The 19,606-nt window shown below is 62.8% G+C and carries 18 protein-coding genes and 1 pseudogene; 11 read left to right on the top strand and 8 right to left on the bottom strand.

Features of this window, described 5'->3' with window-relative positions:
- Window positions 1–104 precede the first annotated feature (104 nt).
- Window positions 105–251: a hypothetical protein gene (locus CJZ98_RS18455; RefSeq protein ID WP_157911016.1), complete on the top strand. Its 147-nt coding sequence runs from the start codon at window positions 105–107 to the stop codon at window positions 249–251.
- Between the two features lie 226 nt (window positions 252–477).
- Here the strand turns inward: CJZ98_RS18455 and CJZ98_RS14575 are convergent, their stop codons facing one another.
- Window positions 478–1,197, bottom strand: coding sequence for a biliverdin-producing heme oxygenase (locus CJZ98_RS14575; protein ID WP_094591856.1), 720 nt, complete (start codon window positions 1,195–1,197; stop codon window positions 478–480).
- A gap of 137 nt (window positions 1,198–1,334) precedes the next feature.
- Between CJZ98_RS14575 and CJZ98_RS14580 the strand changes: the two genes are divergently transcribed.
- From CJZ98_RS14580 to CJZ98_RS14600, 5 genes and pseudogenes are all read left to right on the top strand, one after another.
- On the top strand, window positions 1,335–1,874 hold the full coding sequence (locus tag CJZ98_RS14580) for a phycocyanin subunit beta (RefSeq protein WP_094591857.1): 540 nt from the start codon (window positions 1,335–1,337) through the stop codon (window positions 1,872–1,874).
- Window positions 1,875–1,934: 60 nt separating this feature from the next.
- A pseudogene (gene cpcA, locus CJZ98_RS14585) lies at window positions 1,935–2,423 on the top strand (phycocyanin subunit alpha).
- A 158-nt stretch (window positions 2,424–2,581) separates the two neighbouring features.
- On the top strand, window positions 2,582–3,469 hold the full coding sequence (locus CJZ98_RS14590; RefSeq protein WP_094591858.1) for a HEAT repeat domain-containing protein: 888 nt from the start codon (window positions 2,582–2,584) through the stop codon (window positions 3,467–3,469).
- Between the two features lie 56 nt (window positions 3,470–3,525).
- The gene (locus tag CJZ98_RS14595) at window positions 3,526–4,248 is read left to right on the top strand and encodes a HEAT repeat domain-containing protein (RefSeq protein ID WP_094591859.1); all 723 of its coding nucleotides are present in this window, start codon (window positions 3,526–3,528) and stop codon (window positions 4,246–4,248) included.
- Window positions 4,241–4,777 carry a low molecular weight protein-tyrosine-phosphatase gene (locus CJZ98_RS14600; RefSeq protein ID WP_094591860.1) on the top strand — a complete coding sequence of 179 codons (537 nt, stop codon included), beginning with the start codon at window positions 4,241–4,243 and terminating at the stop codon, window positions 4,775–4,777. Before CJZ98_RS14595 ends, CJZ98_RS14600 begins: the two co-directional genes overlap by 8 nt.
- Window positions 4,778–4,794: 17 nt before the next feature.
- On the opposite strand, the gene CJZ98_RS14605 is transcribed toward CJZ98_RS14600, so the two are convergent.
- Entirely contained in the window at window positions 4,795–6,357 is a 1,563-nt protein-coding gene (locus tag CJZ98_RS14605; protein ID WP_255082663.1) for a bifunctional pantoate--beta-alanine ligase/(d)CMP kinase, read from the bottom strand.
- A gap of 166 nt (window positions 6,358–6,523) precedes the next feature.
- Entirely contained in the window at window positions 6,524–7,102 is a 579-nt protein-coding gene (locus CJZ98_RS14610; RefSeq protein WP_094591862.1) for a septal ring lytic transglycosylase RlpA family protein, read from the bottom strand.
- A gap of 459 nt (window positions 7,103–7,561) precedes the next feature.
- Between CJZ98_RS14610 and purM the strand changes: the two genes are divergently transcribed.
- Entirely contained in the window at window positions 7,562–8,596 is a 1,035-nt protein-coding gene (gene purM / locus CJZ98_RS14615) for a phosphoribosylformylglycinamidine cyclo-ligase (protein ID WP_094591863.1), read from the top strand.
- 129 nt (window positions 8,597–8,725) lie between these two features.
- The gene (locus CJZ98_RS14620) at window positions 8,726–9,436 is read left to right on the top strand and encodes a 2-hydroxyacyl-CoA dehydratase (protein WP_094591864.1); all 711 of its coding nucleotides are present in this window, start codon (window positions 8,726–8,728) and stop codon (window positions 9,434–9,436) included.
- Between the two features lie 38 nt (window positions 9,437–9,474).
- Here the strand turns inward: CJZ98_RS14620 and CJZ98_RS14625 are convergent, their stop codons facing one another.
- Complete coding sequence (locus tag CJZ98_RS14625; RefSeq protein WP_198537847.1) at window positions 9,475–10,455, bottom strand: aldo/keto reductase; 981 nt, start codon at window positions 10,453–10,455, stop codon at window positions 9,475–9,477.
- Window positions 10,456–10,852: 397 nt separating this feature from the next.
- Here CJZ98_RS14625 and CJZ98_RS14630 point away from each other — a divergent pair, with 397 nt between their 5' ends.
- From CJZ98_RS14630 to CJZ98_RS14640, 3 genes are all read left to right on the top strand, one after another.
- Window positions 10,853–11,410, top strand: coding sequence for a hypothetical protein (locus tag CJZ98_RS14630; protein WP_198537844.1), 558 nt, complete (start codon window positions 10,853–10,855; stop codon window positions 11,408–11,410).
- A gap of 1,367 nt (window positions 11,411–12,777) precedes the next feature.
- Window positions 12,778–12,915, top strand: a complete 138-nt coding sequence (locus tag CJZ98_RS18460) for a hypothetical protein (RefSeq protein WP_157911017.1) — start codon at window positions 12,778–12,780, stop codon at window positions 12,913–12,915.
- A gap of 384 nt (window positions 12,916–13,299) precedes the next feature.
- On the top strand, window positions 13,300–14,640 hold the full coding sequence (locus tag CJZ98_RS14640; protein WP_232756502.1) for a hypothetical protein: 1,341 nt from the start codon (window positions 13,300–13,302) through the stop codon (window positions 14,638–14,640).
- A gap of 133 nt (window positions 14,641–14,773) precedes the next feature.
- Here the strand turns inward: CJZ98_RS14640 and CJZ98_RS14645 are convergent, their stop codons facing one another.
- From CJZ98_RS14645 to CJZ98_RS14670, 4 genes are all read right to left on the bottom strand, one after another.
- Window positions 14,774–15,064, bottom strand: a complete 291-nt coding sequence (locus CJZ98_RS14645) for a hypothetical protein (protein ID WP_094591868.1) — start codon at window positions 15,062–15,064, stop codon at window positions 14,774–14,776.
- Entirely contained in the window at window positions 15,061–15,252 is a 192-nt protein-coding gene (locus CJZ98_RS14650; protein WP_094591869.1) for a hypothetical protein, read from the bottom strand. Before CJZ98_RS14650 ends, CJZ98_RS14645 begins: the two co-directional genes overlap by 4 nt.
- A gap of 1,340 nt (window positions 15,253–16,592) precedes the next feature.
- Window positions 16,593–17,165 carry a recombinase family protein gene (locus CJZ98_RS14665; protein WP_094591872.1) on the bottom strand — a complete coding sequence of 191 codons (573 nt, stop codon included), beginning with the start codon at window positions 17,163–17,165 and terminating at the stop codon, window positions 16,593–16,595.
- Window positions 17,166–17,424: 259 nt separating this feature from the next.
- Window positions 17,425–19,365, bottom strand: a complete 1,941-nt coding sequence (locus CJZ98_RS14670; RefSeq protein ID WP_232756503.1) for an acyltransferase family protein — start codon at window positions 19,363–19,365, stop codon at window positions 17,425–17,427.
- Window positions 19,366–19,606: the final 241 nt, after the last annotated feature.

The following is a 19,606-nucleotide window of genomic DNA, read 5'->3' on the forward strand; positions in this document are numbered from 1 at the left end:
TGGCGGCGATGACCGAACGGATCGCCAATGCAGTCTGTTGCTGTATGCCTTGCACCGAAAGGGATCTCAGGGTCGCGGAGCCTTATGGGTAATCAAGAGTGGCCATGGACAATGGCGCCCGCTGCGCCTTGATCCCGGGTGAGAACAAGCGGAGCTTCCTCGAGATCAACACCGATGAGATCGACAAGATCGATCCGGTCTTCTTCAACGATGTGAAGACGGCGACGTTTAAGGGGCTTGATCTGAACTGACGCACATTCGGCATCCCCTCTCTCTTTTCTGCTGAGCGTGGTGAATGAGGCAGGGCGGTCCTCAGTGAGGGGGGCGCACAGCATCGACCTGACGGTTCGGTTCGACTGAGCGGTCACTGGGCTGATGCCCCGCAACACCAGCAGTGGGGGAGGGGTTGGCCACTGGGCCGGCGCGCACCCACCGCATCCCTCGGCCAGTACTCACGCCGCTTCCACCTTCAAGATCTCAGCTCAGTACCGCCTCGGTGCTGCCGCTGCGCTGGCGGCGGGTGAGGAAGCCGAACAGCACCTTGCCGATGGCGGCGATCAGGTTGCCCTCCAGTTCCTGGAACATCGTCATGTTCAGGTGGAAGGCGTGGTTGGCCTCCGCCACGATCCGATCGGCCGTGGCCTGATCGATCGGCAGGGCGTCAAGGGTGGTGCGGTAGTTGGCCTTGAAGCCCTTTTCGTCGGGAATGGCGTCGAACGCGTAGAAGCGCAGGCCGTCGTGCTCGCCGAGGTTCATCGCCTTCTGGGCGATGGCCTTGAGGATCTGGCCGCCGGAGAGGTCGCCGATGTAGCGGGTGTAGTGGTGGCCCACCAGCAGTTCGGGCGACTCCTGGGCGATCTGATGAATGCGAGCGACATACTCCTGGGCGGCTGGGGTGGCCTTGACGCTGTTGCGCCAGCCTTCGCCGAAGTAATAGGCCAGGTCCTGCTCCAGGCTCTCGCGCCGGTTCAGTTCAGGGAAGCCCACCGGGCCCACCACCGGATGGCCGGCGGCTCGCAGCTTGCCGATTTCCTGCTCCATCGCGTCATACACGAAGTAGAGGTCGGCCACCAAGGTTCGGTAGCTGGCCTTGTCCACCACGCCCTTGAGAAAGCAGCTCACGAAGCCGGTGTTTTCGGCCATGGTGTGGGCTTTCTTGGTGCCTTCACGCAGCTGGGAGGCAAGGGCAATGGTCATGGTTGGCGATCAGGAGGTCAGTCGTGCCGGTAAAGCACGTCGTCAACTTAATGGGCGCAACAAGTACGGGCCTCTTTCTTTGCAAAGGATTGCCTGTCTTCACAGCGCGACCAGCCCCCTTGATACTCACGACTCCCATGACAAGAACGTTTTGCGCAGAGTGTGTCGTGCTTGCCAAGGTGGTCGTCCAGGCCGATGCCCGCGGCGAATTCCTGAACGCTGGTCAAATTGATGCCCTCGCCGCCATGGTGGCTGAGAGCAACAAGCGTATGGATTCGGTGAACCGCATCACCTCCAACGCTTCCAAGATTGTCACCAACGCTGCTCGCGAGCTGTTCGACCAACAGCCTGTGCTGATCGCTCCCGGCGGCAACGCCTACACCCACCGCCGCATGGCTGCCTGCCTGCGCGACATGGAGATCGTTCTCCGCTACATCACCTATGCCGTGTTCACCGGCGATGCTTCCGTGCTGGAAGACCGCTGCCTCAACGGCCTGCGTGAGACCTACCTGGCCCTGGGCGTGCCCGGCGCTTCCGTGGCCGAAGGCGTCCGCAAGATGAAGGATGCGGCCGTGGCGATCGTGAACGACCGCAATGGCATCACCCCCGGTGACTGCTCGGCGCTCGTGTCCGAAATCGGCACCTACTTCGACCGCGCTGCCGCCGCTGTTGCCTGAGGCTTGCGAGCCGCAACAGCTCCCTGACTTTCGGATTCACCTTCTTCAACCCGTCCTTCCATGAAGACCCCCCTCACCGAAGCCGTCGCCGCCGCTGATTCCCAGGGCCGCTTTCTCAGCAACACTGAGCTGAACGCCGCTTTCGGCCGTTTCGAGCGCGCTGCCAACGCCCTGGCTGCTGCCAAGGCTCTGACCGCCAAGGCTGATGAGCTGGTGAATGGCGCTGCCCAAGCCGTTTACACCAAGTTCCCCTAAACCGCCCAGATGCAGGGGGCCAACTACGCTTCCGACGCCCGCGGCAAGGCCAAGTGCGCCCGTGACATCGGCTACTACCTGCGTCAGGTGACCTACTGCCTGGTTGCTGGTGGCACCGGCCCGATCGACGAGTACCTGGTGGCTGGTCTCGACGAGATCAACCGCGCCTTCGAACTGTCCCCCTCCTGGTACGTGGAGGCCCTGAACTACATCAAGGCCAACCATGGCATCTCGGGCGACCCCGGCGTGATTGCCAACAACTACATCGACTACGCGATCGCCGCTCTGGTCTGAGTTGTAGCGCCAGTCGACGAGCCAGCCCTGCGTGTCAGGCGGCTTGCAGCCCTCGCCTCCGGCGGGGCTTTTTCTTGCGCGGGTTTGTTGCCCGCAAGCCAGCCGGGGGTGGCCCCGGTGCCAACATCGAGCCCACGCGATTGCGACCCTGCAGGGCCATGGACGCCAGCGGCGATTCCCTTCCATCTGCCGGCAACCCCGGTAACGGCGACCCCATCAGCGAGGAGGAGGCCCTTCGGCGCCTGCGCCAGAGCGATGACCCCTCGGCCCAGTACTACGGAGCCTGGTGGCTGGGCCGCAACCGCAGCCGCCATCCCGAGGCCGTGCCGCTGCTGCGGGAGGCCCTGCGCCAGCGCCGACCGCGGGATCCCGGCGCCGGGGTGGAGGAGAACGCGGTGGCCCGCAACGCCGCCCGCGCCCTCGGCAAGCTCGGCGATTCGGCAGTTGCGGCCATCCCCGACCTGCTGGCCGCCCTGGAGGACGAGGACCATGGCCTGCGTGAAGCGGCCGCCCGGGCCCTGGGCGAGTTGCGCGCCTTGGAGGCCGTGGAGCCGCTGCGCCGCCGTCTCGCCAGTGGCCCGGCCGTCGCCGGTGCCCTGCAGCCCGGTTCGCCGCGGCTTCAGGAGCCCTGCGAAGCCCTGCTGGAGGCCCTGGGGGACATCGGTGCCTCCGATCCAGCCCTGGTGGCGGTGATCAGGCCCTTCGTGGACCACGAGCGACCCCTGATCCGCAGCGCCGCCTGCCGGGCCCTGCTGCAGCTCACCGGTGAGCCCCAGTGGGGGCAACAGCTGGTGCAGTTGCTGCAACACCCGCAACTGCAGGTGCGTCGGGCGGCCTTGATGGACCTGGGGGCGGTGGGCTGGCGGCCGGCCCTGGAGCCGATCGCCGCCACCCTGGCGGAGAACAGCCTCAAGCTGATCGCCCTACGGGGCCTGGCCGAGAGCGATGGCGACCAGCCGGTCGCCGCGGGGGCTCACCCCCAGGCCAGCCCCGCTGAAGCGATGGGCCATGGGGCGGTGCTCGCCGCCATGGATGCCCTGCTCTGAATCTTGATGGCCTCTCCCTGCCCAACGTCGCCAGCCTCCCAGTGCCGCCGCAGCCGATGAGCCACTCCCCCCAACCCATGGCCGTCTCCAGCCCGTGCGGTGATCCCGCCTTGGTGGATCTGGTTCGTGCCGTTCAGCGGGCCGATAGCGCCCTGGCGATGCTGCACGCCACCCAGGCCCTGGCGAACAGCGGCCACCCGGATGCCGCCCCCCATCTGGTGGAGGTGCTCGGCTTCAACAACCCCGGCGCGGCGGTGGCCGCCGTGGACGGGCTGATTGCCCTCGGCCACGGGGCCGTGGAGCCGATCCTCACGGGCCTGGACTGCCACAACTACGGCGCCCGGGCCTGGGCCGTGCGCGCCTTGGCGGGGATCGGCGACGTGCGTGGCCTGGAGGTGCTGGAGGAGGCCCTCGCCACCGATATCGGCCCCAGCGTGCGCCGGGCCGCGGCCCGGGGCCTGGGCCGTCTGGACCTGACGCCCCTGCCCCAGGAGGTTCGCCTCAGCGTGAGCGAGCGCTGCCTGGTGGCCCTGGAGCAGGGCTGCGGCGACGGCGAGTGGGTCGTGCGCTACGCCGTGGTGGTGGGGTTGGAGTCGCTGGTGCCGGCGCTGCACCCCGAGGCCGAGCGGCTGCAGCGGGCCCGGCGGGCCCTGGGGGGCCTGGGCGATCCACGGGCCGAGGAGGCGCTGGTGGTGCGGCTGCGGGCCGCCCAGGCTCTGGAGCGGATCGATGGCCCAGGGGCGACCGCCGCTGCCGGATCGGAGCACACCCATGGCTGAGCACCGCCTGTTGTTCGTCTGCCTCGGCAACATCTGCCGCTCACCGGCCGCCGAGGGGGTGTTCCTGCACCTGGTGCAGCGCGAGGGCCTGACGGACCGCTTCCTGGTGGATTCGGCCGGCACCGGCGGCTGGCACGTGGGCTCCCCGGCCGATCGGCGCATGCGGGCCGCCGCCAGCCGTCGCGGCATCCGCCTGCCCAGCCGTGCCCGTCAGATCGCGCCGGCCGACCTGCACGGGTTCGACCGCATCCTCACGATGGATGACGACAACCTGCAGGCCGTGCAGGCCCTAGCCCGCCAGGCCGATGCAGCGGCTGTGGCGTGGGCCGATGGCGAGCGGCGCCTGGCGACGATCGAGCCGATCACCCGCCACTGCCGCCGCTTCCAGGTGCGCGAGGTGCCCGACCCCTACTACGGGGGCGAGGCCGGCTTCGAGCACGTGCTCGATCTGCTGGAAGATGCCTGCCAGGGACTGCTCGACAGCTTGCTCAGCGCCTGCGGGGGGCGCGGCGGCGCCGGCCCCCTCTAGGCGCCCCTGCTCAGCCCTCAGGCTTGGGGCTCCGGCCAGGCGTCCTCCGGCACCCGCTCCCGGAACAGCTGCACCAGCTGCTCGACCACGGCCACAATGCCCAGGCCATCGGTGATCAGCTCCACCGCATCGGCGGCCTGGGTCAGGGGGGCGACCGTCCGGGAGGCGTCCTGGTGGTCGCGGGAGGCGATCTGGGCCTCCAGCTCGGCGTGCTCCGGCACGGGGAAGCCGCGCTGCTCCAGATCCTTGGCCCGACGCCGTGCCCGTTCGGCCACCGTGGCGGTGAGGAACACCTTGAGTTCGGCGTCTGGGAACACGGCGGTGCCGATGTCGCGGCCTTCGGCCACCAGGCCGCCGCGCTCGCCCATGACCCGCTGCTGGCGGGTGAGGGCTTCGCGCACGCAGCCGTGGGCCGCCACCGCCGACACCTGGGCGGTGACCTCGGGGCTGCGGATCGCCTCGGTCACGTCCTGGCCGTTGATCCGCACCTGCTGGCCTCCCGCTGCGGCGGTGCTCAGGCGCAGGTCGAGGTTCTCCAGCAGCGGCGCCACGGCGGTTGCATCGCCAGGATCCACGCCGCGCTGCCGCACCAGCCAGGTCACGGCGCGGTACATGGCGCCCGTATCCAGGTAGACCAGCCCCAGCCGCTCGGCGAAGGCCCGGGTGACGGTGCTCTTGCCCGCCCCGGCGGGGCCATCGATGGCAACGATCGGCTGGCGGCTCATCAGAAACACGTGATCGATCAGGCGGCTGGGGCCGCAGTGGGCGGCAGCCGCCAGCAGCACCGGGCGGCCCAGGCCAGGGCAGGGCTGCAGGCTGTGGGGGTCCACCGCCTCCACATAGTCCACCACCAGGCCGGCCTGGCCCAGCTCCGCCGCCACTTCGGCGCTGAGGGCCTCCAGGTTTGCGCTGGGGCGGCCCCAGGCCTGCTCGCGGGCCCTGGCGAGGGCGCGGGGCAGGGCGACGGCCTGGGCGCGCTGCTCGGGACTGAGGTAGCGGTTGCGGGAACTGAGGGCCAGGCCATCGGCCTCACGCACGGTGCCGCAGCCCCACACCTGCACGGGCAGGCCCAGGTCCGCCACCAGCCGGCGCAGGATCACCAGCTGCTGCCAGTCCTTCTCCCCCAGCAACAGCCGCTGGGGCCGGACCAGCCCCAGCAGCCGGGCCACCACCGTGGCCACCCCGTTGAAGTGGCCGGGCCGCTGCCGGCCGCACAGGCCGCGCTGCAGGGAGTCGGGCGGCACGAGCCGGGTGAGTTCCGCCTCGCCGCCAGGGAACAGCTCCGCTGGTTCCGGAGCAAACAGGGCAGCGGCACCGGCGCTGGCCGCCAGGGCGGCGTCGCTCTCCAGGTTGCGGGGGTAACGGTTGAAATCCTCGCCGGGGCCGAACTGGAGCGGGTTCACGAACACGCTCACTAACACCCGGGGGAGGCCTGCGCCGGTGCTGGCCGTCTGGGTGGCCCTGTGCACCAGGGCGGCGTGGCCGGCGTGCAGGGCCCCCATCGTGGGGACAAAGTGCAGGGGCGCGGGCTCCGCCTGCCTCCAACGCAGCAGCTCGGCGCGGGTCTGAAGCAGCTGCACGGGCCCCCGGGGTGCGTGGTTCGTCGGGACTGTCCTAGACGGCAGCACTCCAGGCGCCAGTGCCGGAGACGGGACCGCGCCGTGACGGGATCGGCAAAACAAAAACCCACCCGCCTTTGGGCGGATGGGCCTGGCTGCCGGCTTGAGGCCGGCCATGGGGTTCGGCTTACTGCAGAACCTCGAGCTTCACCTGGGCCACGCCGCTGGCCACAACGCCGAGCTGGCTGGCAGCGCCATGGGCCAGGTCGATCACGCGGCTGCCGTGGAAGGGGCCGCGGTCGTTGATGCGCACCACGGTGGAACGGCCGTTCCAGAGGTTGGTCACCCGCACCTTGGTGCCGAAGGGCAGCGTGCGGTGGGCGGCGGTGAGGGTGCCGGGGCGGAACACCTCGCCATTGGCAGTGCGGTTGCCGTAGAAGCCGGGGCCGTACCAGCTGGCTATGCCGGCGCCGATCGGGCGGGCGCTGGGCCGGGCCGGTGGCGTGGCGATCGGCAGGCTGGGGGTGATCGGCGCGGCGGGCTTGTCGGCGGGGGCCAGGGGGGCCTCCTCGAGGATCGCCACGGTCTGGGGGCGGTCGCTGCTGGTGCTGCTCTGGCCCTCGCGCAACTCCTGGGCTTCGGGAGCCGTGGAGGTGCTCGAGGTGTCGAGGGGAGCAACGCGGCCGGTGACGGCGAAGGCCGGAGCCAGGGCGTTGCTGCCGGAGAGCAGAAGGGCGAAACCGCTCAGGAAGAGAGTGCGACGCATAACAAACGAAACCCGCCGCTCGAAAGCAGCAGCCACTGGTCTTGAGTTGTGGCCCGTCAGTGGTGAAATCGCTCCAGGCGAATGGGAGAGAAGCTGGAGTGAACCGCCGACGGAGTTCCTAACGGGAATTGACGACCACGGAAAGTTAATGGCTGTTCGCGGTGGATTTGTGCGGCAATCGCCTGCAAATCACTGATCAGAATTCTCTATCCCCCTCCGGATCTAAGGCCCTGCCAGCGATCTGCGCCGCCCGCACCGACTCGAAACATCAGTAACCGCGATCGACTGCATCAGCCGGGCTTATGCACTTGTGTGCCAATTGGCGGGCTGTCCCTGGGATATGGCGTGGCTTGGGCGCTTCGGCTCCGGTGCATCCAGGCGGCCTGGCCATGGCCAGGCGTGGTTCGGGACCCGTGGCGCGGGAGGATCAGTCCAGCGCGCAGACGGACCCAGACTTCAATGGACTACCGCACAGCCGGAGTGGACGTGGTGGCCGGCCGGGCCTTCGTGCAGCGGATCCGCTCCAGCGTCGAGTCGACCCGGCGCCCCGAGGTGCTCGGCGGGCTGGGCGGTTTCGGGGGGCTCTGCCGCCTGCCCGCCGGGCTTGAGAAGCCCCTGCTGGTGGCGGGTACCGATGGGGTGGGCACCAAGCTGGAGCTGGCCCAGGCCCACGGCCGCCACCACGACGTGGGCATCGACCTGGTGGCGATGTGCGTCAACGACGTGATCACCAGCGGCGCCCAGCCCCTGTTCTTCCTCGACTACATCGCCACCGGCAAGCTCAGCCCCGAGGCGATGGCCGAGGTCGTGGAGGGCATCGCCCATGGCTGCCGCGAGAGCGGCTGCGCCCTGCTCGGCGGCGAGACCGCCGAGATGCCCGGCTTCTACGGCCCCGGTCGCTACGACCTGGCCGGCTTCTGCGTGGCGGTGGTAGAGGAGGACGCCCTGATCGACGGCCGCGCCGTGGTGGCGGGCGATCGAATCGTGGCGGTCGCCAGCAGCGGCGTGCACAGCAACGGTTTCAGTCTGGTGCGCCGCATCCTTGAGGCCCATGGCGCGGGTCCGGAAACGCCGTTGGGGGAGGGCGGCCCCCTAGTGATCGACAGCCTGCTCACCCCCACCCGCCTCTACGGCTCCCTGGTGCAGGCCCTGCTGGCCGCGCAGCTGCCCCTGCATGGCATGGCCCACATCACCGGCGGCGGTCTGCCCGAGAACCTGCCCCGCACCCTGCCCAAGGACCTGCATGGCCGCATCGATCCGGGCAGTTGGGAGCGCCCGGCCCTGTTCCGCTGGCTGCAGGAGAAAGGGGAGGTGCCGGAGGCCGACCTCTGGAACACCTTCAATCTGGGCGTGGGCTTCTGTCTGGTGCTGCCGGAGGCCGCCGTGGGCCAGGCGCTGGCCATCTGCGCAGCCCAGGGCCACCGGGCCTGGGTTCTGGGGACGGTGGAGCCCGGCTCCATCGGCGAGGCCAGCCTGGCCGGCCTGCCCTACTGAAGTCTCCCGACGATCCGGGGCGTCGCGGCCCCTGAGGCCGCCAGCCCTGCGTAAGGTGCGCCCCGGCGCGTTCACGCAAGGCGCCTAGAAGACAAAGCCGATAGGTCCACTTCGATAGGCCCACTGTTGATGTTCAGCAGCTCGACGTTCAGTAGCTCGACCCGCATTACCCGGCGCCGCAGCTCGGCCGGTCCCGTGCCCCCCAACCGCCCGCAGCGGCCCCGGGAGAGCTACCCCGGCCGCACCGCCGTCAATCGCGGCGGGGTGAGGCCCACCTTCCTTGCCCTGCGGGACCACGGCAAGGTGTTCGTGGCCGACCTGCCGCGCCTCTCGGACGGCCAGCTGGCCCATGTGGGCAAGGAGGCCCGGGAGGTGCTCGACAGCCTCAACCGGCGTCTGGAGGAGCTTGACCAGCAGGCGAGCCTCAGTCAGCTGGAGCAGGAGACCCGCATCCGTGCCGCCACCAAGCGCGATGTGACCGAGCGCTTCATCCGTGCCGTGGAGGAGGAGCAGGAGCAGCGCCGCTCCAATCCAGCCCTCAAGGCGGCCGCAGGCGAGTCCTTGGCGCGGGCCTTCCTGGAGATCGCCCGGCACCGCCTGCCCGGCGCCACCTTCGATTCGCTGCTGCAGGAGGCCCTGGCGGCCTGTGACCCCAGCGCGGACGAGCCGCAGCCCGCTATCGAGCCGGTGGCTGGCGCTCCGGGCCGTCCCCAGCTGGTCGAGCGCCCCCGGGTGGTGTCCCTCGTGCGCCATGCCGGCGAGCCGGAACCGGAGCCGGAGCGCCAGCGGCTTCCGGTTGTACTCAGCCCTGACCCCACACCACGCATGGGCGCCCTCTGAGCCGGCGGGCTAACGGCCTCTCCGTCACAGGGCCGGGTTCAGGAACTCTGGAAGGGATTGGCCGGCATGCGGGGGCCCGCGCCCAGGGCCAGAGCATCCAGGGCGGCACGTTCGGCGGGGCTGAGGCTCCAACTGCGGGCTGCGGCGGCGGCCTCCACCTGGGCACTGCGCCGCAGGCCGGGGATCGGCATGGCGCCATGGGCCCGGCACCAGTTCAGGGCCACCGCTGCCAGGCCGCCGGGCCGTCCCGCGCCGATGGCCTCCATGGTCTCCAGCAGGGGCGTGAGCCGCGGGCCCAGCTGCCGGAAGAGGGCGCCGCGTGGCCCCTTGGGCGCCGGTTGGGCGGAGGCCAAGGGGCGGGCCAGCAGTCCCAGGGCCAGGGGGCTGTAGGCGATCAGCTCGATGCCCAGCTCGCGGCAGACCTCCGCTACGCCACCGGGGGCCACTGCCTCCGGTGCCAGCAGCGAGAGCTGCACCTGCAGGCTGGCGATGGCCACGCCGCGCTCGGCCAGGTCGCCGGCCACCTGGCGCAGGCGCCTGGGGCCCATGTTCGAGAGCCCGAGGCTGGCCACGGCGCCGCTCTGCACCAGATCCGCCAGCCCCTGCAGCAGCGGACCCTCCTGCCAGGGGGCATAGCGGGCGGTACTCCAGTGCAGCTGCACCCGCTGCAGCTGGCCCTGCAGGCGGGCCCTGGAGGCAGCGAAGGCCCGCTCGAAGCCGCGCCGGCCCAGGCGCCAGGGGAAGGGAGCCAGCTTGGTGGCGATGCAGAGCTGGTGCCGCTCCGCCTCCGGCAGCGCCAGCGCGAAGCGGCCCAGGAGCGTCTCGCTGCGCCCGCTGAGGCGGCCGGTGCCGTAGGAGTCGGCCGTGTCGAAGAAGCGGAAGCCCAAGTCGATGCAGCGGCGGAAGCAGGCCTCCAGCTCGGCGTCGTCGCGGGCCGGGTCGTAGCCCCAGAGGAACTGGTTGCCCCAGGCCCAGGTGCCCACGCCGATCGCGGGCAGGGGGGGCGGCGCGCTTGCCATGATCGAACCGCCTCGGGCCACACTGCGGTGAATTCTCAGCCGACGCCTGGCGCCGCCCAGGACGGGAGCCATGCGGCCGGGGCTCGGGAGAGCGAAGCCGGAGTGGCTGGATGCCCTGCCGGCTCCGCGACTTCCACCGCCCCCTCCCCAGTGCAGCCCACCGATCCCGTGCTCTGCCGCCACTGCGGCCGCACGGCAAGCAACGGGATCAGCTGTGAGGGCGCCTGCGTTGCCGATTCCGGCTACTGAACGGGAGCTGCTGAGGTGCGCTGCTGAGGCGGTGCTGCTGAGGCGCGCTACTGAGATGCTGACCTCCGCCGGAGCCATCGGCCCAGAATGCTCCCGATCCCCGGTTGCTCCGCGCGCGGTGTTGTTCCCCCCTGCTCTGCGCTCCGGCGTGGCTGTTTGCGCCCCAGCCAGCCCCGGCACCGCCGACTCTCCCCGCGCCGCCACCTCCTGGCGCCGCCGGCCGCTGCTGGTCCTCGCGCCGTTGTTGCTTCTGCTGCTGGAGGCGGGCCCGCTGTTGGCGCAGCGCCGCGCCGATGGCTTCGGCAGCTGGCAGCGGGCGGCCCAGACCTGCCGGCGCAACCTGGCCGGCGCTCAGCCAGCCGGCTGCCTGAGTGTGCAGCTCAGCCAGCAGCAGGAGGGGGTGCTGAGCGTGCGCTTCATCGCCCGCGGCAGCAAGCCCGACAGCGCCAACCAGCTCACTTTCGCCGGGGCGCTGGTGGCCGGCAGTAAGCCGCTGGCCTGTCAGGGCGGCCGCTGCACGCCAAAGGGGCCACTCAGCACCGAACTCACCAGCGTCAGCGAGGCCAGCTTCGATGAGCGTGGCCTGGCCCAGGGGCTGCCCAGCGCCTGGCCGGCCGAGGGTCGCTGCCAGCTGGAGGCCACCGGCGTGCGCTGCGAGGCCCGTGCCCTCAGCGGTGAAACCTGGTCGGCCCAGGCGACGTTCTGAAGACTGCTTGCGGCGGTGCCAGGTTGCCCTGTTTGGCAAGCGGGTCACTGCCGTTGGCGACCACTGCTGCTTCGCCTGCCCTGAATGGATACAGTCCCAGCCACTGCGCTAACGACGGATTCGCAGCCTGTCACGTGGCTGTAGAGCTTGTTGATCCTGTCGGCCGAGACGATCTCACCCCTTATGGCGCCATCTTGCTCGGCGTAATCAAGCGCTTGCCGTCCACGCTGATGACGGCGATACATGTCTCTGCGTCCCTGGGGGACTTGCGGATGCCATGGATGACCTTCCCCGTTGCTCGGTTATGGTGACTTCGGCGCTGAACTTGCTGAAGACTTCCGGGTGATGGGTCATCCCACTCGGCTGAATGCCTTTGGCGGTGATTCTCTCCTCTGGAACTGATGCCTATTGCCGGCAAGACTAGGGATGGCTTGTTTCGCAAAGGTGGAGGGGGTCGTTCTGGCGCGCTTGCGCCGATCGCTTGTAGGTGCCGCCCCCTGGACGTCGTCTGAGATCAGAGCACCAGTAGGCGTGTCTTGAGCGCCTTGAACAGTATCGAGATACGTGCCATATGTGGTTTGGCTGCTCTGTCTGGTGCGTTTAAGCGCCTGCGGTTTGATGGGCACTTAGCCCTTTTCGCGGCGGTTGTTGTCAGAGGCTTCGGGCTGCCGACTTCTGTGGACTTGATCAGGTCAATGGCGGTCTCTGATCTCGCCGGATGGATGGCAGTCTGCTGCTCGGCCCGGGCGATGGCCTGCGATTCTGTCCTCCAATGCAAAGCAAGGATGATGGCTGGCTTCTGAGGAGATGTGGGGCTCCCAATCCTCGCTTGCCGTTCATCTGTCCGCCTGTCGCCGCCGCTGCGGGTGACGTTCTTGCTCGCGGATGGGATCGATGCCGAAACGATGACGGCCGTGTTCAGGAAGGAGTAACCCACCAGCACCCGTGCTCCGATCCACCGCGGCCAGTCGTCGGTGCAGTGGGTGATGCGTCGGCTTTCCCAATGGCGGCGGTGTGTTGGGGCCAGCCTGCTGTCGGTGCACTGTCTGCTGACGCTGGCCCATCTGGCCCTGATGCCCGCTCAGGCGGATGCGGCAACGCCCGCATCGCTGAGTGCGTACACACCAGCGCTAGTGCTCACCTTGGGGTCTCTCCAGGTGGACAACCTGCGGGGCTTCTTCTCCCACAACAAGACCTCTAGCCTGGACGGGAGCATTGGTCTTGAGGTCCCGGCGGCGGTGATGGGCAGTTGGCGATTCTGCCGGTGATCCTGCTCGCGCTGGTGTTCATGCCGCAGGCCTACTGCGGCGCCCTGCCGTCGCTTTTCTGTCTCACGGCGCTGGATGGTCTCTATGCTTGTTTATGTGGTGACGCTGCTGTTCTTTTGCGAGTTCATCCAGCGCGCCAATCTGATGTACTGGCAGGACAATGCCAATTCAGTCACAACGATCTGCCGCGTGAATCGCCTGGAGCTGGGGCTCGAGCTCACCATTCGCAGCGGCTAGGCCGTTCTGCTGCTGTGGGCCTGGGAACAGCGCTGACGATTGGCCTCTGACGCTGGTCATTGCCGGCAACTGATCGGTGATCCTGGGCTCACCGGCTTGGAGATGGCCGGTGAGGCCATCGCCGGGACTCAAGGATCCCCGGGCTGTTGACCGGATTGAGAGGCGGCACCCAGATTCGAACTGGAAAGCAATACAATATCTTCATCATTAGGCACTATATATGGGGTCACTGCCGCCAAGTGACACCATATCCAGGGGCAAGCATCTCAACTCACCTTCCACTCACCTTCCACTGGAGGTAAAATCAGCGTTCTGAACGCCTCCCAAAACTGGGGCAAAAGGAAGGTGAAATCAGGGTCTCCATCGCTCCCAGAGAACTGGTCGGTGCTCAGCGTTTCAGATCTGGGCATCAAGGGGTCTTACCCCAACAACCTCAAGATTCGTAAGGTCGCCCGAACGCAAAACCTCTCAGCATCCTGGTTGCCTTCGTTGGAGGAAGACCATCGCCTTGACAAGGGGCGTGTTGGGAAGACGGGCAAACGCGACCCCTTGCGTGGGTCTATGGGCACTCCTGACTCCTATGAGGCGGCGAAGAGGGCGGTGGAATGGGTTCAGGAACTCCAACGCTCAGCACGGGTCTTCAAAGAGCAGCAGGAGGCGGAGCACCAACACGCTCTGGAGATCTACTGGGAACGGTGGTATGCCCGTGAGAGCAGCAAGCGCAAGACCCAACGCAACTTTGCCCGTTGGAGCAGTGACACTCGCCTCAAGTGGGATGGACAGTTCTATGGGGTGAAGCACCAACCTTGGTCACAGAAGTCAGTGGAGAAGATCACCACTGCTGACTTTGCGGACTACTGGGCGGTGCTGGATGCCCGCAGAACCGCCACTAACGATATGGGAGGCACCAAGGCACAGCAGAAGACGCTGATACGGGAACTACTCAAGGAAGCACGATCTGACTTCCCCCACCTGTCGATTCCAGATTTCCCTTCCATCTCCAGACAGATCAAGCAGGTTCAGCACCTGAAGCGATCTGACTGGGATCGACTGATGGGAAAGATCGTTGAACTCTCAGAAGGAGCAGCAAGGGCAGACCTCACGCCCCAGCAATACAAGGTGCTGGAGTGGAAACCTGCGAATCGCCTGAACCAGCGGAACTGGGTCGATCTCTACGACACCCTCAACCTGATGTGGTTCTTCTACTTACGGGCAGAAGACCTTCCACGACTCAGAGCGGAGTGGTTTCAGGATCACGGCGAAGAAATCATCTGCCTACTGGAGCAGACCAAAGGAAACCGACCTCAACAGCGAACGACCCACTACCGACCTGATGCGATTGCGAACTGGAGGCGGATGAACCTGAGACGCCCAAAAGGGTTGCTGGTGTTCCCGCACATCAAAAGGTCGGAATCGAACATCTCAGGAACCCTCAAGAAGAATCTGAACGACCTGTTGAGGTATGTGCTCGACCAGTGCGCCCCGCCAATCCCTTCTCAAAGTGTGACGATGACCAATATTCGCCATACGGCATTTCGCCTCACATTAGAGGAGATGCCTTCATTGGGGCAACCACCAGACATTTATGCCTTCGCCGAGAACGGGATGACCTCAGAACCAATGCTCCAGCGCACATACCTGCGCTTCATTGAGCAGGAAGCAACTGCCAAGCGGGCACGGGCACAGATCCGCCCAGGGGAGTGGTCAATGGTGAAGGGAGTGTAACTCTGAGGACTTTCGACGCACCGACCCCTCCACGGATTTTTTCTCAAGGGATTTTTTTGAAGTCAAGAGGAATACCTTGTAGGTTAAGTTCCCTGATTGATTTTCAACTGCTGACTCACGAATTCTCAACGCATCAATCAGCGATAAGAGCATTGTGAATCTCCATCAGCAGGAGGCGCGGGAACTTCTGGTTCATCAAACGCCAGTGCCCATCTGGCGAAATGACCAAACAGAATGACCGTGTGCCTTTGGAAAACTCCAGTTTTCTCAAAATCTCCCGTTGGTCTTCGTCATAAAGATTTTCAGGGTTCTCCAGGGCATAATCGGCAATGTTGTCCTCCAGAACTGCCTGTATGGCATCCAGTGCTCTCAGGTCGTCGTCTTTTTCGGAAAGTGGTCGGGTGTCGTGAATGGAGCAGGTCATCTGGTTAGTCCTGTATCAATAGCAGCAAAGGTCTCCTGCACCTCCAGTTCCGCCAAGATCCGCTTCTGAATGTCCAACTCCCGCATCAGGTAGTCGTAGGTCTCAGGAAGGTAGTGATCCAGGGACACCAGTTGATCCTCCAAGAAACGGATCTTGGAAAGCGCCTGCTGCTTACTTGAGTTGTCCATATGCCGATTGAATAATTTTCTTGAGAAACTGCTCTGGTTTCAGGCGGTTTCGCTTGGCGACCTCAAGAAGCATTTCGTATTCAACGGAATCCAAGAGGATTGGTTTTGCCATAGTCATACCACTGTTTGCTTATACTTCTCATACCACCTGTAATGGGTCAGGAGGAAGTGAAGGGTTCCCGTCCTGGAGCGCCTCAAGGACTTGGAGAGGAACTCAAACTCCTCAAATGTGTCCTGATGCTTTTGTCCAAAGAAAATATTGATTGATCTTCCTTCGGGGCAAAGAGTTTGATTCATTTAGTTTTGATATAATTGTCTTCTTTCTATTTAGTTCCTGGAGAACTCCAAGTCAGAGTTTTCAATGTCCAGCACCAAGTCCGAATCCTGATGGTGCTTGAATCGGTAGTAATCCTTGAGATTGTAGTTAGCGTGGTGTTCTCTGATCCAAGGTTTCAGAACAAACCCTTTGTTCTCGGATGAGTTACTGGTGGAGAAACGATGGAACCTTGTGGCAACCTTTTGGCGAATCAACCAATCCAGGCGAATCCAGGAATCATAAGGTTCAGAACATTCCTCAAGGTGAAAGTGGGTGTGGTAGGCGATCTTGTAGCGGGGATTTGAGGAGTCTTGAGGATTGATATTTACAGGTGCTTTTTCGTGAAACCAAATGATTCTTGGACGCTCAGGAGGATTCGGAATCTTCTTGGGTTTCGTGTTCAGGAGGGCACATAAAAACTTGTTTCGGAAGTGCCTTGTCTCACTCACTGCTGAAGTGTAATCAGTAATAAATGGTTGCCATTGGATACTGCCGAACCAGTGGGGTTGGAAAACCTCCTGGAACTGGTATTCAACTATTGCCTTATGGATCTTGGAGGAATTCTGAGTAGTCCTAAGTTCTCTGAATACTGGTGAGTTCTTGAGTTGTCCTGATTCATTCACACGCTTTGCGCGTGAATGTTGCTCACTGCGTTCGCAACGGTCTTCTGTGTAATTCATAATTGATAAGAAAGCATTACTTTGTTGATTCAGGTGTCTTGGTCTTTCTGGATTTCAGAACCTTATGAGTGCTCACTCCTTATTCCTCTGTGGAATGGACACTTCCCAGCAAATCCCTATATTCATTTCGTTTCCACAAAAGACCTCTGCCTGATGCTTCCGCGATTTGATTGTCTCCAGTAATTATATAGCAGATTTGATATTTTAGCAACCAACCTGCGATAAAGCGCCGTCTAAGACCGCGCAGAAACATTGCGGACTAACATTCTTTTTGCTCTTTTCAATAATTACTCCGACCTCTAAAGATTTACCCTGAAGTATCTGTTGAGAAAATCAGGGTGTTTTCACTCTGTCTCGCTGATGATGCGGCGAATGGTGGAGAGCGCAAGTCCCGTCTGCTCTCTGATGGAGCGGTAAGAGCACCCTTCATCCCTCAAGCGCAGCACCAGGCGCTCTTTGGCGTGGTTGGTCTTGGGTCTGCCGCCAAGTTTTCCGCCTGTTTCCCGCCGATGCTGAACGCTCTCCAGAGTCCTCTCACGGATAAGTGACCGCTCCACCTCTGCCAGACCAGTAAGCAATCCAATAAGCACTGGGGCGAACTTCCCCATCGCCTTCGTATTCACCAAATTGTCCAGGGTGCGAATGTGAATGCCCCGATCCTGGAGGTCGTGGAGGCGGTTGATGACACTCCGCTGATCCCTGCCCAGGCGATCCAATTTCGCCACCACCAGTTCGTCACCATCAACCAGAGCGTTTAGCGCCGCCTGGAGTTGGGGGCGATCCTTCTCCACCGTCCTGGTGCTAATGGTTTCCTGGAAAACCACAGCGCACCCTGCCGCCTTCAGAGCGGAGACCTGAGCGTCAGTGTTTTGGTGGGTGGTGGAGCAACGGGCATATCCAACGCTTCGGGCAGTCACTGTTCCAAAAAGAGGTGTTATGGAAACCATAGCACCCGAACACGGTTTTTGGAACGGTCAGGCGCCTGTTTCGGGAGTTCCTGGCGATGATCTGGTTTCCGTTCGGTTTTTGGAACACCGACGCAGGGCGCTCCAGCGCAATACAGTAGTCATAACTTGCGGCGGCAAACTGATGCAAAGGGATAGCGATCTAGAAAGACTTTGAGAGGACAGAAACTATTGAGCAATGAAAATTTTCACGAGCACTTCATCCCACTCGTCAATTCTGAACAAGTCCTTTAGAACTCAAAAATTCAAGCAAGCGTGGCGCCACGACTTCGCGAGCAGCATAATCGTTGATATGATGTTCGTCCCGATACAAAGGAAAACCATACCTATCGTAACTACAGATTTTCCCAGGGCACACCGCCTCGAGCAAGTTGAATACATACACATTATTACTTGTATTTTCAATCCTTCCCAGCGCTTCGAAGATATTTGCATATTCCGCCATAAATGCACTTTTAGGATGCTCGCACTTTGCTCGACTAAACACATTGAACCACTGTTTCGTGCATTGCTCGAATCTATTCTTGAAAATTGGAGAAGGCGCGAATAGCACCAATGACGCATTTCGACTCTTCAGAAATGACGACAAATCAATCACTTCCTGCACCCACATCTCAAGGAAATCCTGGGGCGTGAGAACTTTCCGCGCTTTTTCTATGGTAATTTGCGATTTCGATGAGAAGTAACCAGGAAGGATTAGAGTTACAAACACAATGTCCCCCTCTCTGATGCCATCGTCAGAACGCAGAAACTTATGCAAAGACTTGAACTGCTCTCTACCATCGTATTTTGTAGAAAGTCGCGTGTAGTCCAACACGGGGAACGGGGTTGAACTATAACCATATACGAATAAACTTGATCTTGCTTCTTGCGCCACTTTTTCTGCGGTCTTCCATATAGACAACGAGTGACTGTCGCCGACAAAGTAAAGCGTCCTTTCCGAACTACCTTTATTTGCACGACACTTATTAGGATCCGTCGATGAGAATAGCGCCTCGAAACACTTTTCTTTTGTGAGTCCATAATTTGTTGCGCCAGCGTTCATAGAGCGATACTCTCCTTGCGTGATCACTTTATCGCCTTGATATAGAGTCCCCGTCAGTGGTTTGATGATCGAAAAAATGGCGCCGAATGATGCAGAGGCAAATCCTGTACCAATTAGCATTGTTTTCCATCTTGACAGATTCCCAGACTTTTGCCTTGCTGGTCTTTCTACCCACCGATAAGATGCAATCGCCAGCAGCAACATCAATCCCGCTTGCACGGGCGCTGACCACCAGTGAATACCAATAGTCCAACGACTTATTGAAAGGACTGTCCAGTGCCAGAGATAAAGCGAATAAGAAATCAAACCGATATAAACCACCTTTTCAAGAGTAAAAAACTTGTAGGCGACAGTTTCCCTTTTCAGGCAGGCGATCAGAACTGCTGACAGCACCACAATCCCAATGGTTGCGGGAACCGCTGCTGCAACTGGCAAATACATCACCCCAACCATCGCTGCCACAACCAGGAGCGGGGGAACTTGCTCCAGTGCTTGCTCAATCTTTGCCCGCTTCTGGAACCCGATAAAAAGCAGGCATCCTGCTGCCATCTCCCAAAAACGAGGAGGCATCAGAAAATATGCCGCAGGTTGATTGACCTGATACAGGTAAATGAATCCGAGCAGTGAAGCAATCGTCATTGCTCCGACCCAGAAGAACAGGTTTCGTGCGCCTTTTGCCGTCTGCTGCCCGAACCCCGAGAACCAGATCAGGAATGGGAACAGCAGGTAGAACTGCTCTTCCACCCCGAGTGACCAGGTGTGCGTGAAAGGATTCAGTTCTGTTGATTCGGCAAAGTAGTCAGTGGATCCCCGATAGAGACTGATGTTTGAAATCCCAAATAGTGACCTCCACCCAAGACCCAGGGCAACGCCTGGTTCTGGATTGAATAGGGAGATCAGCACACTGGTAATCAGGACGAAAACCACCAGTGCAGGCACCAGACGCTTGATGCGTCGCTCATAAAACCCCGACAGGAAATCAAGGAAGTTTTTGGACTCCCTGCCTGCCAGCGACGAAGTGATCACATACCCAGAGATTACAAAGAAAATATCAACGCCCAAATATCCACTTGGCAGCAGATCCTTATTGAAATGGTTGATGATCACGGCAACCACCGCAAATGCCCTTAGACCATCAATTTCGGGTCGATATTTACTGCTTGGAGTCGTTGGCATATCAGGTGCGTCAAGACTGGTTGCAACAGTTCCACTCTATGCGGGTTGCGATCACTGCCTTTCTTTCCTGACCCCCCAGGGCTGATTCAAAGTGTGTCACAGGTGCTCTGGCCTGAGCTGCCAGCATGGGGTTTGGTCGGTGGTATCGCCTCCTCCCTGTGCCCGAAATCGC

Origin of the sequence: Vulcanococcus limneticus LL, assembly GCF_002252705.1 — a bacterium.
GTDB lineage: Bacteria > Cyanobacteriota > Cyanobacteriia > PCC-6307 > Cyanobiaceae > Vulcanococcus > Vulcanococcus limneticus.